Origin of the sequence: Marinomonas sp. TW1 (genome assembly GCF_001625355.1) — a bacterium.
Taxonomy (GTDB): Bacteria; Pseudomonadota; Gammaproteobacteria; order Pseudomonadales; family Marinomonadaceae; genus Marinomonas.
The window spans coordinates 24956-42593 of the sequence record NZ_JSEE01000016.1 but is presented as its reverse complement, the minus strand read 5'-3'; the positions used below and the strand labels follow the sequence as shown (position 1 = coordinate 42593).

Sequence of the window (17638 nt, the reverse complement as noted above, 5' to 3'; positions counted from 1 at the left end):
AAAGTGTTTTTGGCGATGAGAGGAGTTGTTCTATGCCAATCCCAGTGAATTGTCCATGTGGAACGGGCAATCCCTACGAAATGTGCTGTGGTATGTACCATAACAACCCAGGTACCGCGCCAACAGCGGAAATTTTAATGCGTTCACGGTATACCGCATTCGCGATTGGTGATTTTGAGTACATTGCGACTACTCAAAAACTCAAAGAAGACCCAAAACAAAACGCCAATGACATAGAAGAAAGCAATCAAAACACCCAATGGATTAAACTCGAAATCAACGATACCGAAGAGGGTTTAGAAAAAGACAAAACCGGCATGGTATCTTTTTCTGCTCATTTCAAAGAAGGGAAGCACATAGGACGCCTTAGTGAACGCTCTCTGTTCAAAAAAGTAAAAGGTCAATGGTTTTACCTATCTGGTGAGCATGAGGTAGAAAAGAACACGCCTTTGATCAAATCCGATGAAATGAAGATAGGTCGTAATGACCCATGTTCATGTGGATCAGGTAAAAAGTACAAAAAGTGCTGTGCAATTGCCTAAATGGTCGACCTTGTCATGACCTTTTAGTCGATGAAGTAAGGCTTTATTTTAAAAGCCTTACTTTGCCTGCTCTACTTCTCGTAAATGCCATTTTTGCTGGATACTAATCAGTTCATCTTCAATGGATAAAAACAAACGTACTAATTCTGGATCAAAGTGAGATCCCGAAGAAGTCTCGATATGTGCCAATGCCTCTTCAATCGTCCAACTCTTTTTATAAGAACGCTCCATAGTAAGCGCATCAAAGACATCGGCCATGCCCACAATTCGAGCCGATTGAGGTATGGCTTCCTCAGCCAAACCATAGGGGTAACCAGATCCATCCCATTTCTCATGATGCCCAAGTGCGGCCTGCGCGGCCAATTGAAATAATGGGGCATTGCTTTTACTTAGAATATTATAACCCGCCACCGTATGAGACTTCATGATGTCCATTTCTTCATCCGTTAGCTTATTAGGCGATTTTAAAATAGAGTGAGGAATCGCAACTTTACCGGTATCGTGCATGGGAGCCGCTAAGCGTAATAGCTCAACCTGCTCTTCCTTCCAGCCTGCTGCTCTTGCTAACGCAGCGCTGTAATCGGCCATGCGCCACATGTGAATACCAGTATCAGAATCATTTAAATGTCCCACTTCACCCAGCATGGTTACCGCTGATTCAAGGGCATCGTCTAATTGCTGAGTACGGGCGGCAATAATGGCTTTATTTTGCTTATCATTTTCCGATAGTTTCAAGTGAGTTGACACTCTAGACAAAGTCGTCATGGGTGAAATTGGCTTGGTAATAAAATCAACGGCCCCAACCCTGAAGCCTTCTATTTCATTTTGCATATCGGTTGCAGCCGTTAAGAATATCACCGGAATGTCAGCCGTCTGCTCTTGGCTTTTTAACCTTTCACATACTTCAAAACCGCTCATCCCAGGCATCATGACATCCAATAAGACAATATCTGGCGCACTGGTCGCAATAATATTTAACGCCACTTCCCCACTTTTCGCTACCTGAACCTGATAATGTTCAGCCAGTATGTCTTTGAGCAAATCAATATTTCTTGGCACATCATCTACGATCAACACTTTTTTCTTATCTGTGAAGGTATTAATGTTATTCGTCATCATATTCATTGGCTTTTGTCCGTGTAAACTCATGATAAATATAACCTTTTCAACTCTTGCAAAACCCTAATGGCATCTTGGAAGTCATAATCCTTGATGTAGGCCAATACCTGTTGAAGGATTTCCCGTTGATCCTTGTCCGTCAACCAGAGTAACAGCCCCTTCACTTTTTCCTCAGAGGACACATCACCGACTATTAAGAGTTGTTCTATAACTTCGATTTCAGCCAACCTTTCTTGTTGGTCATTGGGTATGACTGCCTGCACATGGCGCATCGCTTCTTTTGCCGTAAGCAAGGTTATGGTTTTCTTAATTAACATATGATGATCAAGCGGTTTATACATAACATCATCAAATAACGTATCTACCTTTTCGGCACCATCGACATTCACCACATCCGCAGTTAAACACAAAATAATGGGAGCTTGATCTCCTAATTTATCTCGAATTAGCTGAGTGGCTTGATAGCCGTCCATAATAGGCATCCGTATATCCATTAAAATTAAATCATAAGGAGTTTCTATGGCTTTAGCATAGGCTTGCTCGCCATTTTCAGCCCAATCCAGTGCTATCCCCATTTTGTTGTAAATGGCCTTTACAATATTGGCATTCACAACATTATCTTCCGCCAATAAAATGCGTTTATTCTTCATAAAGTGAGCTTCTAGTGACTCACCTTTTCCTGATGCGTCATCGCAATCATCAGCAAACAACAAAACCCTGTTCTTGTTTTTTAGTTCTTCAACCTGTTTTGGCGTCACCAAAACCGAACACGATTCAGTATGTTGAGACATATCTTGTTTGCAATATATGGCCGCCTGATTTTTCAACATACGGTACAAACTAGGGTTTTGTTGCTTAGATCGAGAGAAGTAGTCATAACTCACTAAAATGGCATTAACACTTAAGTCTTTTGACTGACTGGAAAAATGCCCAACGACCTCGGTTGCATCCATCAAAACAATATTTTCCATGCCGCTTTCATAAAGAAAGTCCACTAGATACGCGTCTTCTTTTAACAAAACCAATTTGGTGTTTTGCTGGCCTTTTAAATCCACAGGTCGATATGGCATAACGACTTTGAACAAGGCACCAGCCCCTGCAGCGCTAACATAGGACAATTCACCACCAAATAAGTCCACTAACTGGCGAGTAATACTCAACCCTAATCCAGTACCACCAAACAAACGCGTCGTACTACTATCCGCTTGTTTGAAGGGCTCGAACACATCCATGTTATTACCGATTCCAACACCGGTATCTTGTACTTCGATAAGCAGTTGACCTGTGTCAGCCAAGCCTACTCGCAAATCAACTCGCCCTTCTTGGGTAAATTTAATGGCGTTACTTAGCAAATTAATCATGATTTGCTGAAGCCGCGTTTGATCACCAATCAAATGATTAGATAACTCAAAATCACGGCTAACACTAAAATGAAGATTCTTCTTACAGGCCATCTCGGCATTGACCTGAAAAACGTATTCCAACACTTGGTCTAGACGAAACTCTGCCTCTTCCAACTCAACGCCATCTGATTCCAGTTTTGAAAACTCCAATATGCCATTAATAATATGTAACAGAGCATCGGCCGAGGTTTGGATTTTTTTCACCCTATCATGAACCTTATTCTCTAATGCCTCATCTAAGAGTAGATGACTAAAACCAATAATGGCATTCATTGGCGTACGAATTTCATGACTCATGGTCGCCATGAACTCTGATTTCACCTTAAGAGCCTTTTCCGCTGATTGAACAGCCTGCTCTAATTCATCGGTAAGCTCTATGGATTTTTGGTAGGATTCGGTTGCAATGCGCAATTGTCTGAACAACATATAGATGATGAACATCACCGTAATGGCCAATACAAAAATCAAACTGGCCAATTTGATAAACAAATCATAAGATACGGCTCTTCGCTCCACTTTTTCAGCCGATCTTAACGTAAGCGTATCTAAGACGATGGATTCAGTAGCTTTTAAAATGTTATTACTTTCCTTAAGCGCTCTTTCTACATCAACCTGTTCGCCATCAACAAACAATAATGAATCGAGATACGTTAATTTATTGGAGATAACTTCGGTCACCTGATCGGCATTCGGCAATCGTTGGAACACTTGCTTAAGTTGGCCAAACTTAACAATATTTAAACGACTGTAGAGAATATCAAAGCGATCTTTCGCTTCTTGAAGACGCTCTTCGTCTGGTTGATCTTCCAGTAATTTTAAAGCATTTCTGAGTTTTAATGCTTCTCTATCCAGTTGATAAGATGCCCACAAAGCATCTTCCTCGACAGCCGACATGATGACTTTCTGACGCTCGACTAACTCAAAAAAGATGCCTGCCGTGACGGCTAGAAAAATGAACGCAGCACTCACCAATAGATAGATGGATGAGCGTTTTTCCGCAACAGAGCGCAGCGGTCTCAGAAACAACATGGGCCTCATCAATCGATTACTCAACCAGCATCGCTTTAATCTGCCAAACTGAGCGATTGTGTATTACTTCATTATTAAGCTCAGGCATGTCACTGAAAGGATAAAGAACAAACAATGGCCCTTTATCACGAATCGACATCGGCTTACCATTCATATCCATAGCCAACAGAACGTCAAAATCAAACGCATCAGAAATCGGCATCTTCGCACTGTAATCATTCAGAGCGGACACTTTTAAGCTAACTCCCATTGCGCCAACAGCTTGTAAGACAGAGCTCAACATCGGACCTTGATACAAATCAGATCCTTCCGTCCAAGGGGTAACCGTTTCTAAATCAAAGGCTCCCAACGACAACAACATGTCACGATCAAATTCGGCCGTATTATGGTCGGTATTAGTGTGAGTAATTTGGCCAGAAACCGTTAAGATCACCTTGCCTGTTGGCTCAGGTAAACTGGCCGCTGTCGCTGTCATGCCTATGACCGCAGACAAAATGTAAGTGATGCACGCTAGAACACTGGATTTAGTCATACCCTACCTCGTAAATTCAAATTACTCAGCAGTATAAATAAACCAAGATCGCTTTCCTCTAGACAATTACGAAACGCTACGCTTTCTCTACCTAGCAAAACAAAGGGCAACACTAGATACAAAAAAAACCGCTCTAGGCGGTTTTTAAGACATCTAAATACTTGCTTTTATGGCACATCATGACCTTGTGACGTGATGAGAACCCGAAACCAATCATCATCACTTAAACGAATTTGACAAGCCTCAACCGCACTTTGTAAACGGTCAATCTTACCGGATCCCATCACAGGACAGATGCCTGCTGGATGCCTTAACAGCCAAGCCACAACAATCTGGTCCACTGAAGCGCCCATATTGTCTGCCAGTTCATGAAGCAAATTGCGCACTCGCTGGGCTCGCTCTGTTTGCCCACTAAACAAATCACCACCAGCAAAAGGCGACCAAGCCATTGGTGTTACAGCATGCTGCTGCATATGCTCCAAAGTACCATCCTGAAAATGTTGCAATGCCAATGGCGATAATTCAACCTGATTAACAATTAATGGGGCATCTGTACGAGATTGAAGCAAGTCAAACTGATGCGGTGTGAAATTTGATACTCCAAAATGTTTCACCTTACCCAAAGTAAACAAATGATCAAATGCTTGTGCCACTTCATCCGCATCCATTAAAGGGCTGGGGCGATGCAACAGCAAAGTATCAATGTATTCGCATTGCAGATTCTCCAACGAACGGTCCACACTCGCCAAAATATGCTCACTACGATAGTCGTAACGATGCACGTTTATCTCTGGACGTTGCTCGGAAGGCAATAAAATACTGCATTTAGTGACTATTTCCATCTTGTCACGAAGCTCTGGTTTACGCTTTAACGCCTCACCAAATAAGCCTTCACACTGATAGTCACCATAAATGTCCGCATGATCAAATGTGGTCACGCCAAGCGCCAAACATTGTTCAACAAAAGCCAATGTGTCTTGTGCAGACCAGCCCCATTCTTGTAAACGCCAAAAACCTTGAGCAATGCGAGATCCCTCAAAACCTAATGGATGATATTGATGTCTCATTCATTTTATCCTTTTAGTTGAGTGCGCCCATTCTAAATAAGATACCAAGAAACTCAATCCACAATAGAGCCAAAGGCAATATAGAATTGACTTTCATTTACAAGTAATTATCATTTGCATCATAATAATTACTTTGAGATATACTATGAAGCGCTTCTCCTCTTACCTTACTGGTTTCTTACTAACCTTGATAATAATGCCTCCCCTGCATGCTGCTGAACGCATTGCCGTCGCAGGAGGCTCGATAACTGAAATCATATATCGACTAGGAGAACAAGATAAAATCGTTGGGGTTGACTCCACCAGCACATACCAAGCCGCCGATAAAACACACCCATTACTGGGCTATGTAAGAAACATTTCGGTAGAAGGCTTACTCTCCTTACAACCAGACTTGTTAATTGGCGAGAGCGATACCGGTCCAAGTAAAGCATTAGAACAAGTTCGTGCAGTTGGCTTAAACACAGTCATCATTGAAGAAGATGATTCAATTGACGCCATAAAAAGCAAAATCCGCACAGTAGGTAAACTATTACAAGTTGAGAATAAAGCAGAAAATTTAATTAGTGAGATTCAACTGGACATCGACGCACTAGCCTATGCCAATGACAAGCTTAATAAGCAGTCAAAACACAAACCAAAAGTGTTATTCCTACTTACATTACAAAATGGTGCCCCCATTGCCGCTGGCAATCATACTTCTGCCCACACTACGATCACGGCAGCAGGTGGCAACAATGCACTAGAAAACGAAAAGGGTTGGGTAAAGCTCTCCCCTGAGGCCGCTCTTGAGCTAAACCCAGATGTCATAGTGGTCATGAATCGTCCTGATGCAACATTAGACGCGGTCGCTAAACTAGCCCACTTCAAGTACACTGAGGCCGTTAAAAATAACGCTGTATACAGTATCGATGGCGGATATTTATTGGGGTTCGGGCCAAGAACACCGCAAGCCATTATTGAATTAGGTACTATGATTCATGGCGCATTTCCTTTGCCACAAGGCTATCAATTTCGTTATGACAACGAGCAGCAGATCAATACCGGACACAGCTCATGACAGACACTCTAACGCTGAGCGCTGAGCGTAGCAAAAAGCAATTTATGGCCAAGCCTTTTACGCTTGGCCTACTTATATTAAGCGCCATTTTGTCCATCACGATCGGTGCGATGCCACTGTCTTTTAATCAAATATTTCAAGATCTGCTTAACATCACAGGAACACAACATTATGCTCTGAGCACGAATGTTTTACTGGAAATTCGCTTACCTCGTACCTTACTGGCCATGGCGGTTGGCGCGGCATTAGGTATGTGCGGTGCCGCCATGCAAGCCCTGTTTCGCAACCCTCTAGCGGACCCCGGCTTAATAGGCGTTGCTGGAGGCGGAGCATTTGGCGCCGTCGTCATTATTGTACTTGGTAACAGTATGTTCCCAAATGCAATGTCCTATTTTGGCCCATATGCACTACCAATAGGCGCGATGTTAGGTTGCCTTGGCGTCTGCGGCATTATCTATAAACTCAGTAATCAACATGGTCAATTTACTATCATCACCTTGTTACTAGCTGGAATTGCTGTGAACGCAATAGTCGGTTCTTTTATTGGCATCTTAACGTTAATAAGTACCGATGAAGAGTTACGAGAATTAACCTTTTGGACCATGGGGAATCTTGGCGGTAATAATTGGTCACTTACCTTACCAGTATTGCTCTTGATTGGTATTAGCATAGTTGGCTTAAGTCGCCTTGCTCGGCCTCTTAACCTATACCTCCTTGGCGAAGCTCAGGCAGAGCATCTTGGCGTACAGGTTGCACAGCTTAAGAAACAAGTCTTTTTGTTCACGGCCATCGCTATTGGGGCGGCAGTTTCTATTAGCGGCATGATTGGCTTTGTTGGTTTTGTTATTCCTCACCTTGTTCGTATTTTGATAGGCCCAGATCATAAGTTTTTACTGCCAACCAGCATGTTGTTGGGAGCCAGTTTTTTAACCCTCACAGACATTATTGCACGCATTGCCATTCCCCCCGCAGAAGTGCCGATTGGTTTAGTCACCAGCGCCTTAGGTGGCCCTTTTTTCCTTTACGTGTTGTATAAGCAAACTCAAAGATTCAATTAATTCATTTTAGGGTATCAATCATGTCTATGATCGCACATGACTTATCAATTTCATTCATGGGTAAGCCTTGCCTAAAAAATGTTCAATTGACCGCTGAACCCAATCAGCTGACGGTTTTAATTGGGCCAAATGGTGCAGGAAAATCCACATTATTAAAGGCTTGCTGTGGTGATTTTGAAGCGGTTTCAAATCACGTTTCTTTAAATGGCAAAAACATTGCTCAATATTCTGCAGCAGAACTTGCTCAAATAAGAGCTGTTATGACTCAGTCCTATGAGATGGGATTTAGCTTTACCGTATCCGAAGTTGTGACAATGGGCTGTTATGCTTTCGAGCATCTCATAACTCGGCAAGATATGGCAAAGATTGTACGAGATGTCATGAATTATATGTCGATATCGCACTTGCATGATCAAAACTTTATGACTCTATCAGGAGGAGAAAAACAGCGTACGCAGTTAGCCCGAGTATTGGCACAACTGTGGTTTCCTTATCAACAAGACACTCCACGTTTTCTACTGTTGGATGAACCTACCTCCAGCCTTGATATTTATCATCAGCATCAAGTTCTATCTCTTGCCAAAACTCTTACCAATAGAAACATAGGGGTGATCGCCGTTGTACATGACCTATCTCTTGCAGCAAATTTTGCCGACCAATTGGTTCTACTCAATCATGGAGAAGTGATTACACAAGGGACTGCGGAAAAAGTATTACAAAGACACCATTTAGATAAGGTCTATGGCGTCAAAGGAGATTTTTTTCATTCATCACCTGACGTTCAGCCCACAGTATTATTGGATTCGATTCAATAATACCATTTGAATTAGGAACACATTTAAATAAAAAAGGGAGTGCTAAATAGCACTCCCTTTTTTAGGTCGACTCAACTTAATGAGCAATTACGAAACAAGCGTAGCTTCAGCAATAGCCCGCCAATCTTTGTTTTCCGGGCTTTTTTCTATTCTTTTACCAAAGAATTGCGCCACCTGATTTCCAGTTCCATCATACAACTCTAATGAAGTAATAATGCCATCAGACGTTGGCTTTCTAATTAACCAACCACGGTTTATACCACTCATAAGTAAATGCAAATTGAACTCTGGGTCAAGGATATTCAGCCAATCTCCCTTCTCAACAATCGAATGAATGACACCAGAGTGAATCTGAATGCCACCTTTATTCCCTACAAAACACATAATGGGCACTTGCTGATCCGCTACTGTAATCAACACCTCTTTCAATTTCCCTATGTCAAACGGCTGAGCATATTCTTCACCGACCAAATCAAACGCCCGTTCTCGACTTACTGCATATTTCTTCAGCAAACCAACAAATTGATGGACATCTGTCATATTTGACCAGTCTTGGTATAGTGCCATTTGGTCTATCTCTTGCGCTTCGCTAGCAACGCCTTCTGATCTCTTAACAATGCTCAATCTTACTTGCTGATTTGAATGACGATATTTTGTGACCAAACTCATATAGGCTTCAACATTACTGCTTTCTTGCAAATACAACTTCTGAATAGCCACGCCATTTTCATCATAAAATTGAAGACTAAAACGACTACCGTTAGGCAATGTTTCTTGAACCGCAAAACCATGCTTCCAACGTTTTAGAAATAACCGTAAATCGATACGGTTATCAGATGAAATGATTAACCCCATCCCCATTGGCCCACCAACTTTGACATTTTCATAAACGCCTTTACGCTCATGAACAGCAAAGTCATTACGTAGCAAAATCATGACATAACCCAAACTTGGTAGATCTTTAAGCAAATTGGCAAAATCGTCATTAAAGTAAAGACTCTGCACACCCAACTGCTCATAGACCATTTCTGCCTCAGACATTTCCAATTGAGTCGCGACGTCACGCTGTCTCATATTTGGTTGGTCTTGCTTCAATGCGGCATATTTCTCCTGCAAAGAGGCATTATCAATTGATCTGTCAAATAACGTCTTAATAGACATAACAACTCCAGACGTGTTTCATTAAAAGGTTGAAGTAAGTGACAGTTTGAAAGAGCGTCCGCTTTCCAGGTAGCGTTCCGATTCTCGCGCCGGTTGAATCATCACAACCTTATCCGTTAGATTATTAATACCAAATCGCAATCTGGTGTTATCCAATATCTGCTTACTAACGCCCAAATCGGCCACGAAATACCCTTCTAACATCTCTGTATTAGCCTCATTAGTAAACTGGTCACCAACATAACGAGCTTGTGCATCTAGATCAAAACCTGAATATAGATCTTTATGAAGGTAGTTTACTTTGACAAGATGATCCGAACGATCCACTAACGCCTTACCATTAGACTCATTTTCAGTATCAAGATAAGTGTAACTCAAGCTAAGCTTCTGAGTGTCTAAGTCATTAAATATCGACCAAGTGAACTCTACACCCTGTAGAATAGCCGATTGAACATTCTCATATTGCCTAATTGTAGTAATCCCCGTTGATGACACTACTTCCGTACTGATAAGATCTTCTACATCAGAGCGAAACAAAGTAATGGCACCTTGGGAATGACTCTGCTGGAATGTTACCCCTAACTCAAGCGTGTTCGCCGTTTCAGGTTTAAGATCATCATTCCCAAAATAGCGACTCGACCCTCCATTTACCACGTAATTAGAAGAGCCTTGACTAATAGAAGGCGCAAGATAACTTTTACCATAACTAGCTTTCACCCCTAAAACAGGTGTTAGCTGATTAAAGACACTGACTTTAGGGCTAACCTCGCTACCATATTTACTGTGATCATCAAATGCCACGCCCAATGTAATACTTGTCTTATCCGTCATCTTAAACACATTTTGTGCCGCTAAGGTCGTTGAATCCACCTTGTCTTGAAACGTCGTGGTGTCGTCACGAATGGCTTCTTCCTCGCGATAAGTTAACCCAACACTCAGATAATTTTTTTCATTTAAATAACCTTGCGTATCAAAAGCAAAACTGTCTTCCTTAACGGTCCAATCTCGGGTGGCTTCAAGTACATTCGACTCACCAGTCGAATAAGAAACCGTGCTGTCAAAATTGGCTATTTCAGTTAAATACTCGACAGTAAATATCTTGGTTTCGACGTCAGTCGTGTCATCTTCATCTCCCGAAGCGTCGTATTCCTTACTATTGTCATCAGATTGAAGAGTACTGAGTTCAATACGATCGCCGTTATTCAAGTCGATTCCAATCACGGCTTGATAGTTATCAAGGTCTTTAGACGATTGTAAGCTGGCCAAATCGTCATCATCTCGAATTTCATCTCTATCACTGGTTTGTCCAGAAACCAATAAATCAATATTATCTGTTACCGCGCCAGAAGCAGACAAACTTACCCCTTGACTATCTCCGCCATTGGCATTGTCCATTACTTCTCCATAAAGAGAGATTGAGCCAGACCATTCTGCGGTTGATTTTTTGGTAATGATATTAATTACCCCGGCCAAGGCATCAGCACCATAAAGACTGGACGCAGGGCCACGAATAATTTCGATTTTTTCAATATTAGCTAAAGGCACCAACCCATAACGATACGCAGGCTCTCTAGGTACGGAACGGTCAATGTTTGGGATACGTTTGCCATTTACCAAAATCAAAACTTGATCCGTACCAAAACCTCTTATTTGAGCGGCTGGCGATGGATTGACATAAGTGGAAACGAGCTGAACGCTGGGAGATAAATTGATTACATCAGCTAAATCCGTTGCGCCACTAGACTTAATGTCATCAGCCGTAATGACACTAACGGAGCCAGAATAGTTATTTTGATCAACAGGCGCTTTCGCTGAAATGATCAATGAATCCAAATCCGTTGTCTCATTCGCCAATAAAGTATTTGCTGTAATGAAACAACCGGAAATTAAAATAGCTAACTTTTTTTTATTAAATTTCATTTTTAAAACCTAAGAAAGTTGAAAGATGATATACAACTTGCACTCCTTGCAACCCTTAACCTAAATGATAATGATTACTATCATTATTTTCAACAAATTATTTGCACATTTCCCTCAATGTGTCATTTTTATGCAAATGACATCACCTAACATCCTAGGTATACTAGCCCTCATTCAAGACTGACCTCTTATACAGAGCGACGCGACCACTTACAGACGGGATATTTTTGAGCCATACATTGACCCTTTATTTATTTAGCCACTAGGCGCTCATTAACAAAAAACTTAAACCACTGTGATGGATACAAACATGAACTCTATAACTCTTGGCCCACTTTCTAAGGCTGATGGCGAAATCCAAATTCCAGGCTCAAAGAGTCTTTCAAACCGCATTTTGTTACTGGCAACGCTTGCCAAAGGCACCACCAGAATCACTAATTTATTAGACAGTGATGACATTCGTCATATGCTCGAGAGCCTGACTCAATTGGGCGTAAGCTACCGCCTAGAAGATCAAGGCACGACTTGTGTATTAGAAGGTCTGGGTGGCCCTATTCAAGCCGATTTCGGTGACTTGTTTTTGGGCAATGCTGGCACTGCCATGCGCCCACTAACCGCAGCACTATGCCTTGGTCAAGGTGAATTTCGTTTGCATGGTGAGCCTCGCATGCACGAACGTCCGATTGGCGACCTAGTCGATGCCCTGAAAACGCTTGGTGTAAACATTCAATATGAAGGCGAGACGAATTACCCACCGCTGCGCATTAAGGCTAATGGATTAAACGGCGGGGAAGTTGCCATCAAAGGCAACATTTCAAGTCAGTTCTTGACTGCTATTTTAATGAGCGCTCCCTTGGCGCAACAAGACCTCACTATTAAGGTCGATGGAGAATTAGTCTCTAAGCCTTACATCGACATCACATTACACGCTATGAAGCAATTTGGTATCGAGGTGGAAAACCAAAATTACCAAGCCTTTATCGTCAAAGGTCAGCAAACTTACCAAAGCCCTGGCGAAATCATGGTCGAAGGTGATGCCTCTTCTGCATCTTATTTTTTAGCGGCAGCGGCGATTGCTGGTGGAAAAATCAAAGTGCATGGCGTTGGTACAGACAGTGTTCAAGGGGACGTGAAGTTCGCTGAAGTACTGGAAAAAATGGGGGCGAAAATCACCTATGGTCCGACCTGGATAGAAGCAGAACGTCAAACGCTGAAAGGCGTAGACCTAGATATGAACCACATCCCAGATGCCGCCATGACAATTGCTACGACAGCACTGTTTGCAGAAGGCACGACTCGCATCCGTAATATTTATAACTGGCGCGTAAAAGAAACAGACCGTTTAAGTGCAATGGCCACAGAGCTTAAAAAGCTTGGTGCTGAAGTGATTGAAGGTGAAGATTTCATTAGTGTCACACCGGTAACAACCTTAAAACACGCGGCAATCGATACCTACAATGATCACCGCATTGCGATGTGCTTCTCATTGGTAGCCTTCTCAGATACCCCTGTGACAATCAATGATCCAGGCTGTACCTCTAAGACCTTCCCAACCTACTTTGAATTATTCAATGAAGTGACTCAATCGTAGAGAATGACTAACGTCATCCAGCCTCAGTAGCCTATGCATTATTTCCTAGGTCACTGAGGCTTTTTTATTACGAATTATTTTACATTATCTGGTGCCGCTGGCGTTTCCAACCTTTCAATCTGCTTCGGTGTCAGTAACTCATACAAAGACGCACGATTCTCCGCGTACGCCATGGTTAACGCCTTAGTTTGCTTAGCGCTTTTATCCGCCAGTGTATCCACTTGCTTCAAATAACCTTTTGAATTGGGCGTAAGCTGACTCAATGCGACTTGAGTTTTATGAAGTTGCTCTTGGATTTTTCGTATTTTTTGACCATCTCGTTCAAACAATGCTGACACTTTATGCTCTGCATCACTGTCCAAGCCCAACTTATCGGCAATGCGCTCCGCCAATTGCTCATGATTAGGTGCCGCCATTTTTACTTCCTCCGACTCAGCAAAGGCTTTCATTGCCACACCAGCAATAAGCGCAATACCCAAACATGTCACGGCAATCATGCCAGTTTTTTTATTGGTCAACATACTTTCTCCTCGATCGTTCTGTTTGCGATGAAGACATTATGTCTAGAGTTACGTCAAACCGAACCAAAGACCAAGGAGAGAGTGATAAAGCTTGTCAGCATGACGTCAACAAGCTGATGAATGTATCCATCAAGCTAAATAAAACCGTCAATGAATGCACATTACCCCAATTAGGAACGACTTGTTAAGGCTGGGTCCCAATCTTTCCAAACCACCTCTTTCCCTTGGGCATGAATCATCGCCGCAATGTCAACGACGCTTCTTTCATCACTTATCTCAAACTGTTCCAAAGCAGGCTGAGCTTCTTCGGCATAACCTCCGGGCTGAGTTTTAGACTCAGCACTCATGGTGGTGAAGCCCATTTTTACAGCATGCTGCCTAAAGCTAGGCGATTCACGTGTCGACAAACTCATTTCTAAATCCGCATCAAATAACCGCCAAGCAGCAATCAATTGAACCAATTGGCGATCGCTGATCACGGATTTAGGCTCGATCCCTCCTTCGCAAGGACGAATTCTCGGAAAAGCCACACTAAAACGGCTACGCCAATAACGCTTTTGCAAATGGCGCAGGTGATGAGCCATGGCAATAGAGTCAGTACGCCAATCCTCTAAGCCCAATAGCACTCCTAAACCTATTTTATGAATCTGAGCCTGACCAATACGATCCGGCGCATCTAAGCGGTAATTAAAATTGCTTTTATTACCCCGCAAATGATGCTCTAGATAGGTTTTACGTCGGTAGGTTTCTTGATACACCAAGACCGCATCCAATCCCAATTGCTGAAGCCGCTCATAATCCGCCTTTTCTAATGGCTGAACTTCCATAGAGAGCTGACTGAAATGGGGCTTTATGCGCGGTAACATACGCTCAAAATACGGCATAGAGACCTTGTTTGTTTCACCTGTGACCAACAGAATATGGTCAAACCCTTTCGCCTTAATAGCAGCCACCTCAGCATCGACTTGCTGCTCATTAAGTGTCAGACGGCGAATGGCGTTCGACATAGAGAAACCACAGTAAGTACATTCATTGGCACAGGTATTTGACAAATACAGCGGCGCAAATAAGCTGATCGTGTTGCCGAAACGCTGCTGAGTGATACGTTCACTTTTGCTCACCATCTCCAGCAAATAAGGTGCTGCAGCAGACGAAATTAGCGCCGAAAAATCGTCTACGTCCAGCTTATCTTTTGCCAGAGCCCGAATCACATCTTGTTCGGTTTTCATTTGATGACTGCGAGTCATCGTTTGCCAGTCCATCCCCTCAAGCACCTGACTGAACTGACCTGCAATGGCTGGGCTCTGCTCAACAACACGCACAACAGAGGCTTTACTCATGATAACGCCCCAATAAACTCGGTCAGTGGGCTGGTGGCATGTGCTGCATCAGACCGCTTCTCACCCAATCCGGATTCGTACGCTAATCGACCCGCTTCAACGGCCAACCGAAACGCCTTGCCCATTTGTTTCGGTTGTTTCGCCACAGCCATCGCGGTATTCACCAAAACCGCATCCGCGCCCATCTCTAAGGCCAATGAGGCATCCGATGGCGCACCAATTCCGGCATCCACAATCACCGGCACATTGGCCTGCTCGATAATAATGTCCAAAAAGGGGCGACTCGCTAGCCCCATGTTCGATCCAATTGGCGAGCCTAACGGCATCACACATTGGCAACCGACCTCTTCCAGACGCTTACACAAAACAGGATCCGCATGCACATAAGGCATCACCACAAAGCCTTTTTTTATCAACGCCTCTGCTGCTGCTAAGGTTTCATTGCCATCTGGCATCAAATAACGTGGGTCTGGATGGATTTCCAATTTGACCCAATTCGTCTGCAGCGCCTCGCGAGCCAGTTCGGATGCAAAAATAGCCTCTTTCGCATTTCTTGCGCCGGAGGTATTAGGCAGTAACTTTACGCCCATGTTTTGCAAGGGTTTCAAAATGTTGTCAGTTTGATGCTGTAAATCCAAACGCCGCAGAGATAGAGTCACCAACTCAGTGCCACTGGCCGACAGAGACTCTGTCATTGCCTCGGCATTGGCATACTTTCCAGTACCGGCAAATAAACGCGAGCCAAACGTTTGATCTGCAATAATCAATGGTGTCATAGCTAACCTCCTGCAATGGATTCAAAAATAAACACACGGCAAGATGCAAGCAGATCGGTCGTCGCCCAAGCGCTGCGAGGAATAATGTTTTGATCTATGGCGACCGCTACACCAGCAGACTCTTTTTGCAAAACATTAATTAAGTCTTGAACATGACGACCATCAAATTCAAACGGTTTATCATTAAGAAATATTTTCATTTATGACCTCCCTTGATTGCTCAAACACTCCAATCAGATAGCGAGTCACCTGCTCAGGGGATTCAGCCAAGGTAATAGCAGTGACTAAAGCCACACTGTTTACCCCTGTGGCCGTAACAGCAGCAAAACGTTCGCAGTTAATCCCGCCAATGGCGACCGTAGGGTAATGACCTTTGAGTAAATTGACATAATGCTGCAGACGCTCAAGCCCCTGAGGTTGCGATGGCATTTGCTTTGTTTGTGTTGGATAAATATGACCCAAAGCAATATAACTGGGGTTAAAGGCCAAAGCTCGAGCAATTTCAAAATAGCCATGAGTACTAACCCCTAAACGCAAACCCGCTTGCTGAATGCGCGCTAAGTCAGCCACCAGCAAGTCTTCCTGTCCTAGGTGAACGCCATAAGCACCGTATTCAATGGCCTTTTCCCAGTAATCATTAATAAACACCTGTGCTTGGTAGGTTTTTCCCAATCGGACTGCTTGTTGAATTTGCTCATCAAGCTGAGTTGAATCGGCGTCTTTGATGCGCAATTGGGCAATGCGAACCCCTTGCTTCAACACCAATGCCAACCATTCAATAGAATCCACAACAGGGTACAAGCCCATTAAATCGACATCCATCTCTGCAAATACATGAGATTGCCCCAACCCTATGTCAGCGGTCACAATATCCGGTAAATTGTCAATCTGCTCCGGCCAACCTGGTCTACCTAATGGGCCGGCTCCTTGTCCTATTTGCACACCAGTTTTAAGCGCACCGGTAATGTAGGCCTTTGACATCGTAATCGCATCGTCAGCAAGGTAGTCATATCCCAAAAAGCAAGCCAAGGCGGTTGATATTGTGCAGCCTGTGCCACGAGTATTGTGAACAGACAGTTTTTGCGTTGAAAAACCACACACACTTTCACCCTTAAACCACCAATCCGTCGCGGTGGCGTCCTCATGATGCCCCCCTTTCAACAACCAAGAAACTTGGTTAACGCCATATTTTTCAGTGATTTGAAAGGCGGTTTGGTTGACCGATTGATGCGCCGAAATTTGCGTTAGCGCTTCAAATTCCAACAAATTCGGGGTGATATAATCCACATAAGGCAGCATCAAAGTCAGTAAATCAACCGCCGCCTCACTTTGCTGTAACCGATTACCTGCTTCACTGCTGGCCGCCATGACAGGATCAAACACAATGTTAATCTCAGGGTGTTGTTGTTTTACGGTTGCTAACCACTTACTACACGCGACCACCAACTCATGATTGGGCAACAAGCTCACTTTAATGGCTTGCGGCCACACATCATCCAACAGCGTCTGCCATTGCGCATCAAACATCGCCACACTGACTGGCTCAACCGAGTCAACGACTTTGGAATTTTGCGCCGTGACGCAGGTCACGATCGATTGAACATGACATCCTAGATCTTGCCCTGTTCGTAAGTCGGCTTGCAATCCTGCGTGTGCCGACGAGTCAGACCCGCCAACACACAAAATAACAGGAGGTTTTGACAT

17 protein-coding genes are annotated in these 17638 nt (G+C 43.4%); 6 read left to right on the top strand and 11 right to left on the bottom strand.

All coding sequences use genetic code 11. The features are described from left to right. Positions 1-32 precede the first annotated feature (32 nt). Entirely contained in the window at positions 33-542 is a 510-nt protein-coding gene (locus OA79_RS18565; protein WP_063334000.1) for a YchJ family protein, read from the top strand. 57 nt (positions 543-599) lie between these two features. Here OA79_RS18565 and OA79_RS14750 read toward each other — a convergent pair whose 3' ends face one another. The 4 genes from OA79_RS14750 to OA79_RS14735 form a co-directional block, all read right to left on the bottom strand. Then, positions 600-1691: a response regulator gene (locus tag OA79_RS14750; RefSeq protein WP_082825490.1), complete on the bottom strand. Its 1092-nt coding sequence runs from the start codon at positions 1689-1691 to the stop codon at positions 600-602. Next, positions 1688-4093: an ATP-binding protein gene (locus tag OA79_RS14745; protein WP_063333999.1), complete on the bottom strand. Its 2406-nt coding sequence runs from the start codon at positions 4091-4093 to the stop codon at positions 1688-1690. Before OA79_RS14745 ends, OA79_RS14750 begins: the two co-directional genes overlap by 4 nt. A 16-nt stretch (positions 4094-4109) precedes the next feature. After that, complete coding sequence (locus OA79_RS14740) at positions 4110-4625, bottom strand: molybdopterin-dependent oxidoreductase (RefSeq protein ID WP_063333998.1); 516 nt, start codon at positions 4623-4625, stop codon at positions 4110-4112. A gap of 167 nt (positions 4626-4792) precedes the next feature. Further along, positions 4793-5692, bottom strand: a complete 900-nt coding sequence (locus OA79_RS14735) for an aldo/keto reductase (RefSeq protein WP_063333997.1) — start codon at positions 5690-5692, stop codon at positions 4793-4795. A 145-nt stretch (positions 5693-5837) separates the two neighbouring features. On the opposite strand from OA79_RS14735, the gene OA79_RS14730 reads away from it, so the two are divergent. From OA79_RS14730 to OA79_RS14720, 3 genes are read left to right on the top strand one after another with little or no spacing between them, the layout of a single operon-like run. Further along, complete coding sequence (locus tag OA79_RS14730) at positions 5838-6752, top strand: heme/hemin ABC transporter substrate-binding protein (protein ID WP_063333996.1); 915 nt, start codon at positions 5838-5840, stop codon at positions 6750-6752. After that, positions 6749-7810, top strand: a complete 1062-nt coding sequence (locus tag OA79_RS14725; protein ID WP_063333995.1) for a FecCD family ABC transporter permease — start codon at positions 6749-6751, stop codon at positions 7808-7810. The genes OA79_RS14730 and OA79_RS14725 overlap by 4 nt, the downstream gene beginning before the upstream one ends. A 20-nt stretch (positions 7811-7830) precedes the next feature. Then, on the top strand, positions 7831-8625 hold the full coding sequence (locus OA79_RS14720) for a heme ABC transporter ATP-binding protein (protein ID WP_082825488.1): 795 nt from the start codon (positions 7831-7833) through the stop codon (positions 8623-8625). Positions 8626-8712: 87 nt separating this feature from the next. On the opposite strand, the gene OA79_RS14715 is transcribed toward OA79_RS14720, so the two are convergent. Beyond that, positions 8713-9786, bottom strand: coding sequence for a hemin-degrading factor (locus OA79_RS14715; RefSeq protein ID WP_063333994.1), 1074 nt, complete (start codon positions 9784-9786; stop codon positions 8713-8715). A 21-nt stretch (positions 9787-9807) separates the two neighbouring features. After that, positions 9808-11706: a TonB-dependent receptor plug domain-containing protein gene (locus OA79_RS14710; RefSeq protein ID WP_063333993.1), complete on the bottom strand. Its 1899-nt coding sequence runs from the start codon at positions 11704-11706 to the stop codon at positions 9808-9810. Positions 11707-12016: 310 nt separating this feature from the next. Here OA79_RS14710 and aroA point away from each other — a divergent pair, with 310 nt between their 5' ends. Further along, a complete protein-coding gene (gene aroA, locus OA79_RS14705) occupies positions 12017-13297 on the top strand; it encodes a 3-phosphoshikimate 1-carboxyvinyltransferase (protein ID WP_063333992.1) in 1281 nt (426 codons plus the stop codon). Between the two features lie 74 nt (positions 13298-13371). Here aroA and OA79_RS14700 read toward each other — a convergent pair whose 3' ends face one another. Beyond that, positions 13372-13818: a hypothetical protein gene (locus tag OA79_RS14700; protein ID WP_063333991.1), complete on the bottom strand. Its 447-nt coding sequence runs from the start codon at positions 13816-13818 to the stop codon at positions 13372-13374. A gap of 38 nt (positions 13819-13856) precedes the next feature. On the opposite strand from OA79_RS14700, the gene OA79_RS18260 reads away from it, so the two are divergent. Then, positions 13857-14006 carry a hypothetical protein gene (locus OA79_RS18260; protein WP_156486280.1) on the top strand — a complete coding sequence of 50 codons (150 nt, stop codon included), beginning with the start codon at positions 13857-13859 and terminating at the stop codon, positions 14004-14006. On the opposite strand, the gene thiH is transcribed toward OA79_RS18260, so the two are convergent. Genes thiH through thiE form a run of 4 tightly spaced genes read right to left on the bottom strand, consistent with a single transcriptional unit; the run spans position 13989 to position 17638 of the window. Beyond that, positions 13989-15158 carry a 2-iminoacetate synthase ThiH gene (gene thiH / locus OA79_RS14695; protein WP_082825487.1) on the bottom strand — a complete coding sequence of 390 codons (1170 nt, stop codon included), beginning with the start codon at positions 15156-15158 and terminating at the stop codon, positions 13989-13991. The genes OA79_RS18260 and thiH overlap by 18 nt on opposite strands. Next, on the bottom strand, positions 15155-15934 hold the full coding sequence (locus OA79_RS14690) for a thiazole synthase (RefSeq protein WP_063333990.1): 780 nt from the start codon (positions 15932-15934) through the stop codon (positions 15155-15157). The genes thiH and OA79_RS14690 overlap by 4 nt, the downstream gene beginning before the upstream one ends. A gap of 2 nt (positions 15935-15936) precedes the next feature. Continuing rightward, positions 15937-16134 carry a sulfur carrier protein ThiS gene (thiS, locus tag OA79_RS14685; protein WP_063333989.1) on the bottom strand — a complete coding sequence of 66 codons (198 nt, stop codon included), beginning with the start codon at positions 16132-16134 and terminating at the stop codon, positions 15937-15939. Then, positions 16118-17638, bottom strand: a complete 1521-nt coding sequence (thiE, locus tag OA79_RS14680; RefSeq protein ID WP_063333988.1) for a thiamine phosphate synthase — start codon at positions 17636-17638, stop codon at positions 16118-16120. The genes thiS and thiE overlap by 17 nt, the downstream gene beginning before the upstream one ends.

Bases quoted from the DNA above. Each gene is read 5' to 3' on its own strand.
- OA79_RS14715 (WP_063333994.1), bottom strand. From the start codon at position 9,786: ATGTCTATTAAGACGTTATTTGACAGATCAATTGATAATGCCTCTTTG.
- OA79_RS14750 (WP_082825490.1), bottom strand. From the start codon at position 1,691: ATGAGTTTACACGGACAAAAGCCAATGAATATGATGACGAATAACATT.
- OA79_RS14710 (WP_063333993.1), bottom strand. From the start codon at position 11,706: ATGAAATTTAATAAAAAAAAGTTAGCTATTTTAATTTCCGGTTGTTTC.
- OA79_RS18260 (WP_156486280.1), top strand. From the start codon at position 13,857: ATGTCTAGAGTTACGTCAAACCGAACCAAAGACCAAGGAGAGAGTGAT.
- OA79_RS14700 (WP_063333991.1), bottom strand. From the start codon at position 13,818: ATGTTGACCAATAAAAAAACTGGCATGATTGCCGTGACATGTTTGGGT.
- aroA (WP_063333992.1), top strand. From the start codon at position 12,017: ATGAACTCTATAACTCTTGGCCCACTTTCTAAGGCTGATGGCGAAATC.
- thiE (WP_063333988.1), bottom strand. From the start codon at position 17,638: ATGTCAAAACCTCCTGTTATTTTGTGTGTTGGCGGGTCTGACTCGTCG.
- OA79_RS14730 (WP_063333996.1), top strand. From the start codon at position 5,838: ATGAAGCGCTTCTCCTCTTACCTTACTGGTTTCTTACTAACCTTGATA.
- thiS (WP_063333989.1), bottom strand. From the start codon at position 16,134: ATGAAAATATTTCTTAATGATAAACCGTTTGAATTTGATGGTCGTCAT.
- OA79_RS14720 (WP_082825488.1), top strand. From the start codon at position 7,831: ATGTCTATGATCGCACATGACTTATCAATTTCATTCATGGGTAAGCCT.
- OA79_RS14725 (WP_063333995.1), top strand. From the start codon at position 6,749: ATGACAGACACTCTAACGCTGAGCGCTGAGCGTAGCAAAAAGCAATTT.
- OA79_RS18565 (WP_063334000.1), top strand. From the start codon at position 33: ATGCCAATCCCAGTGAATTGTCCATGTGGAACGGGCAATCCCTACGAA.
- OA79_RS14740 (WP_063333998.1), bottom strand. From the start codon at position 4,625: ATGACTAAATCCAGTGTTCTAGCGTGCATCACTTACATTTTGTCTGCG.
- OA79_RS14690 (WP_063333990.1), bottom strand. From the start codon at position 15,934: ATGACACCATTGATTATTGCAGATCAAACGTTTGGCTCGCGTTTATTT.
- thiH (WP_082825487.1), bottom strand. From the start codon at position 15,158: ATGAGTAAAGCCTCTGTTGTGCGTGTTGTTGAGCAGAGCCCAGCCATT.
- OA79_RS14735 (WP_063333997.1), bottom strand. From the start codon at position 5,692: ATGAGACATCAATATCATCCATTAGGTTTTGAGGGATCTCGCATTGCT.
- OA79_RS14745 (WP_063333999.1), bottom strand. From the start codon at position 4,093: ATGTTGTTTCTGAGACCGCTGCGCTCTGTTGCGGAAAAACGCTCATCC.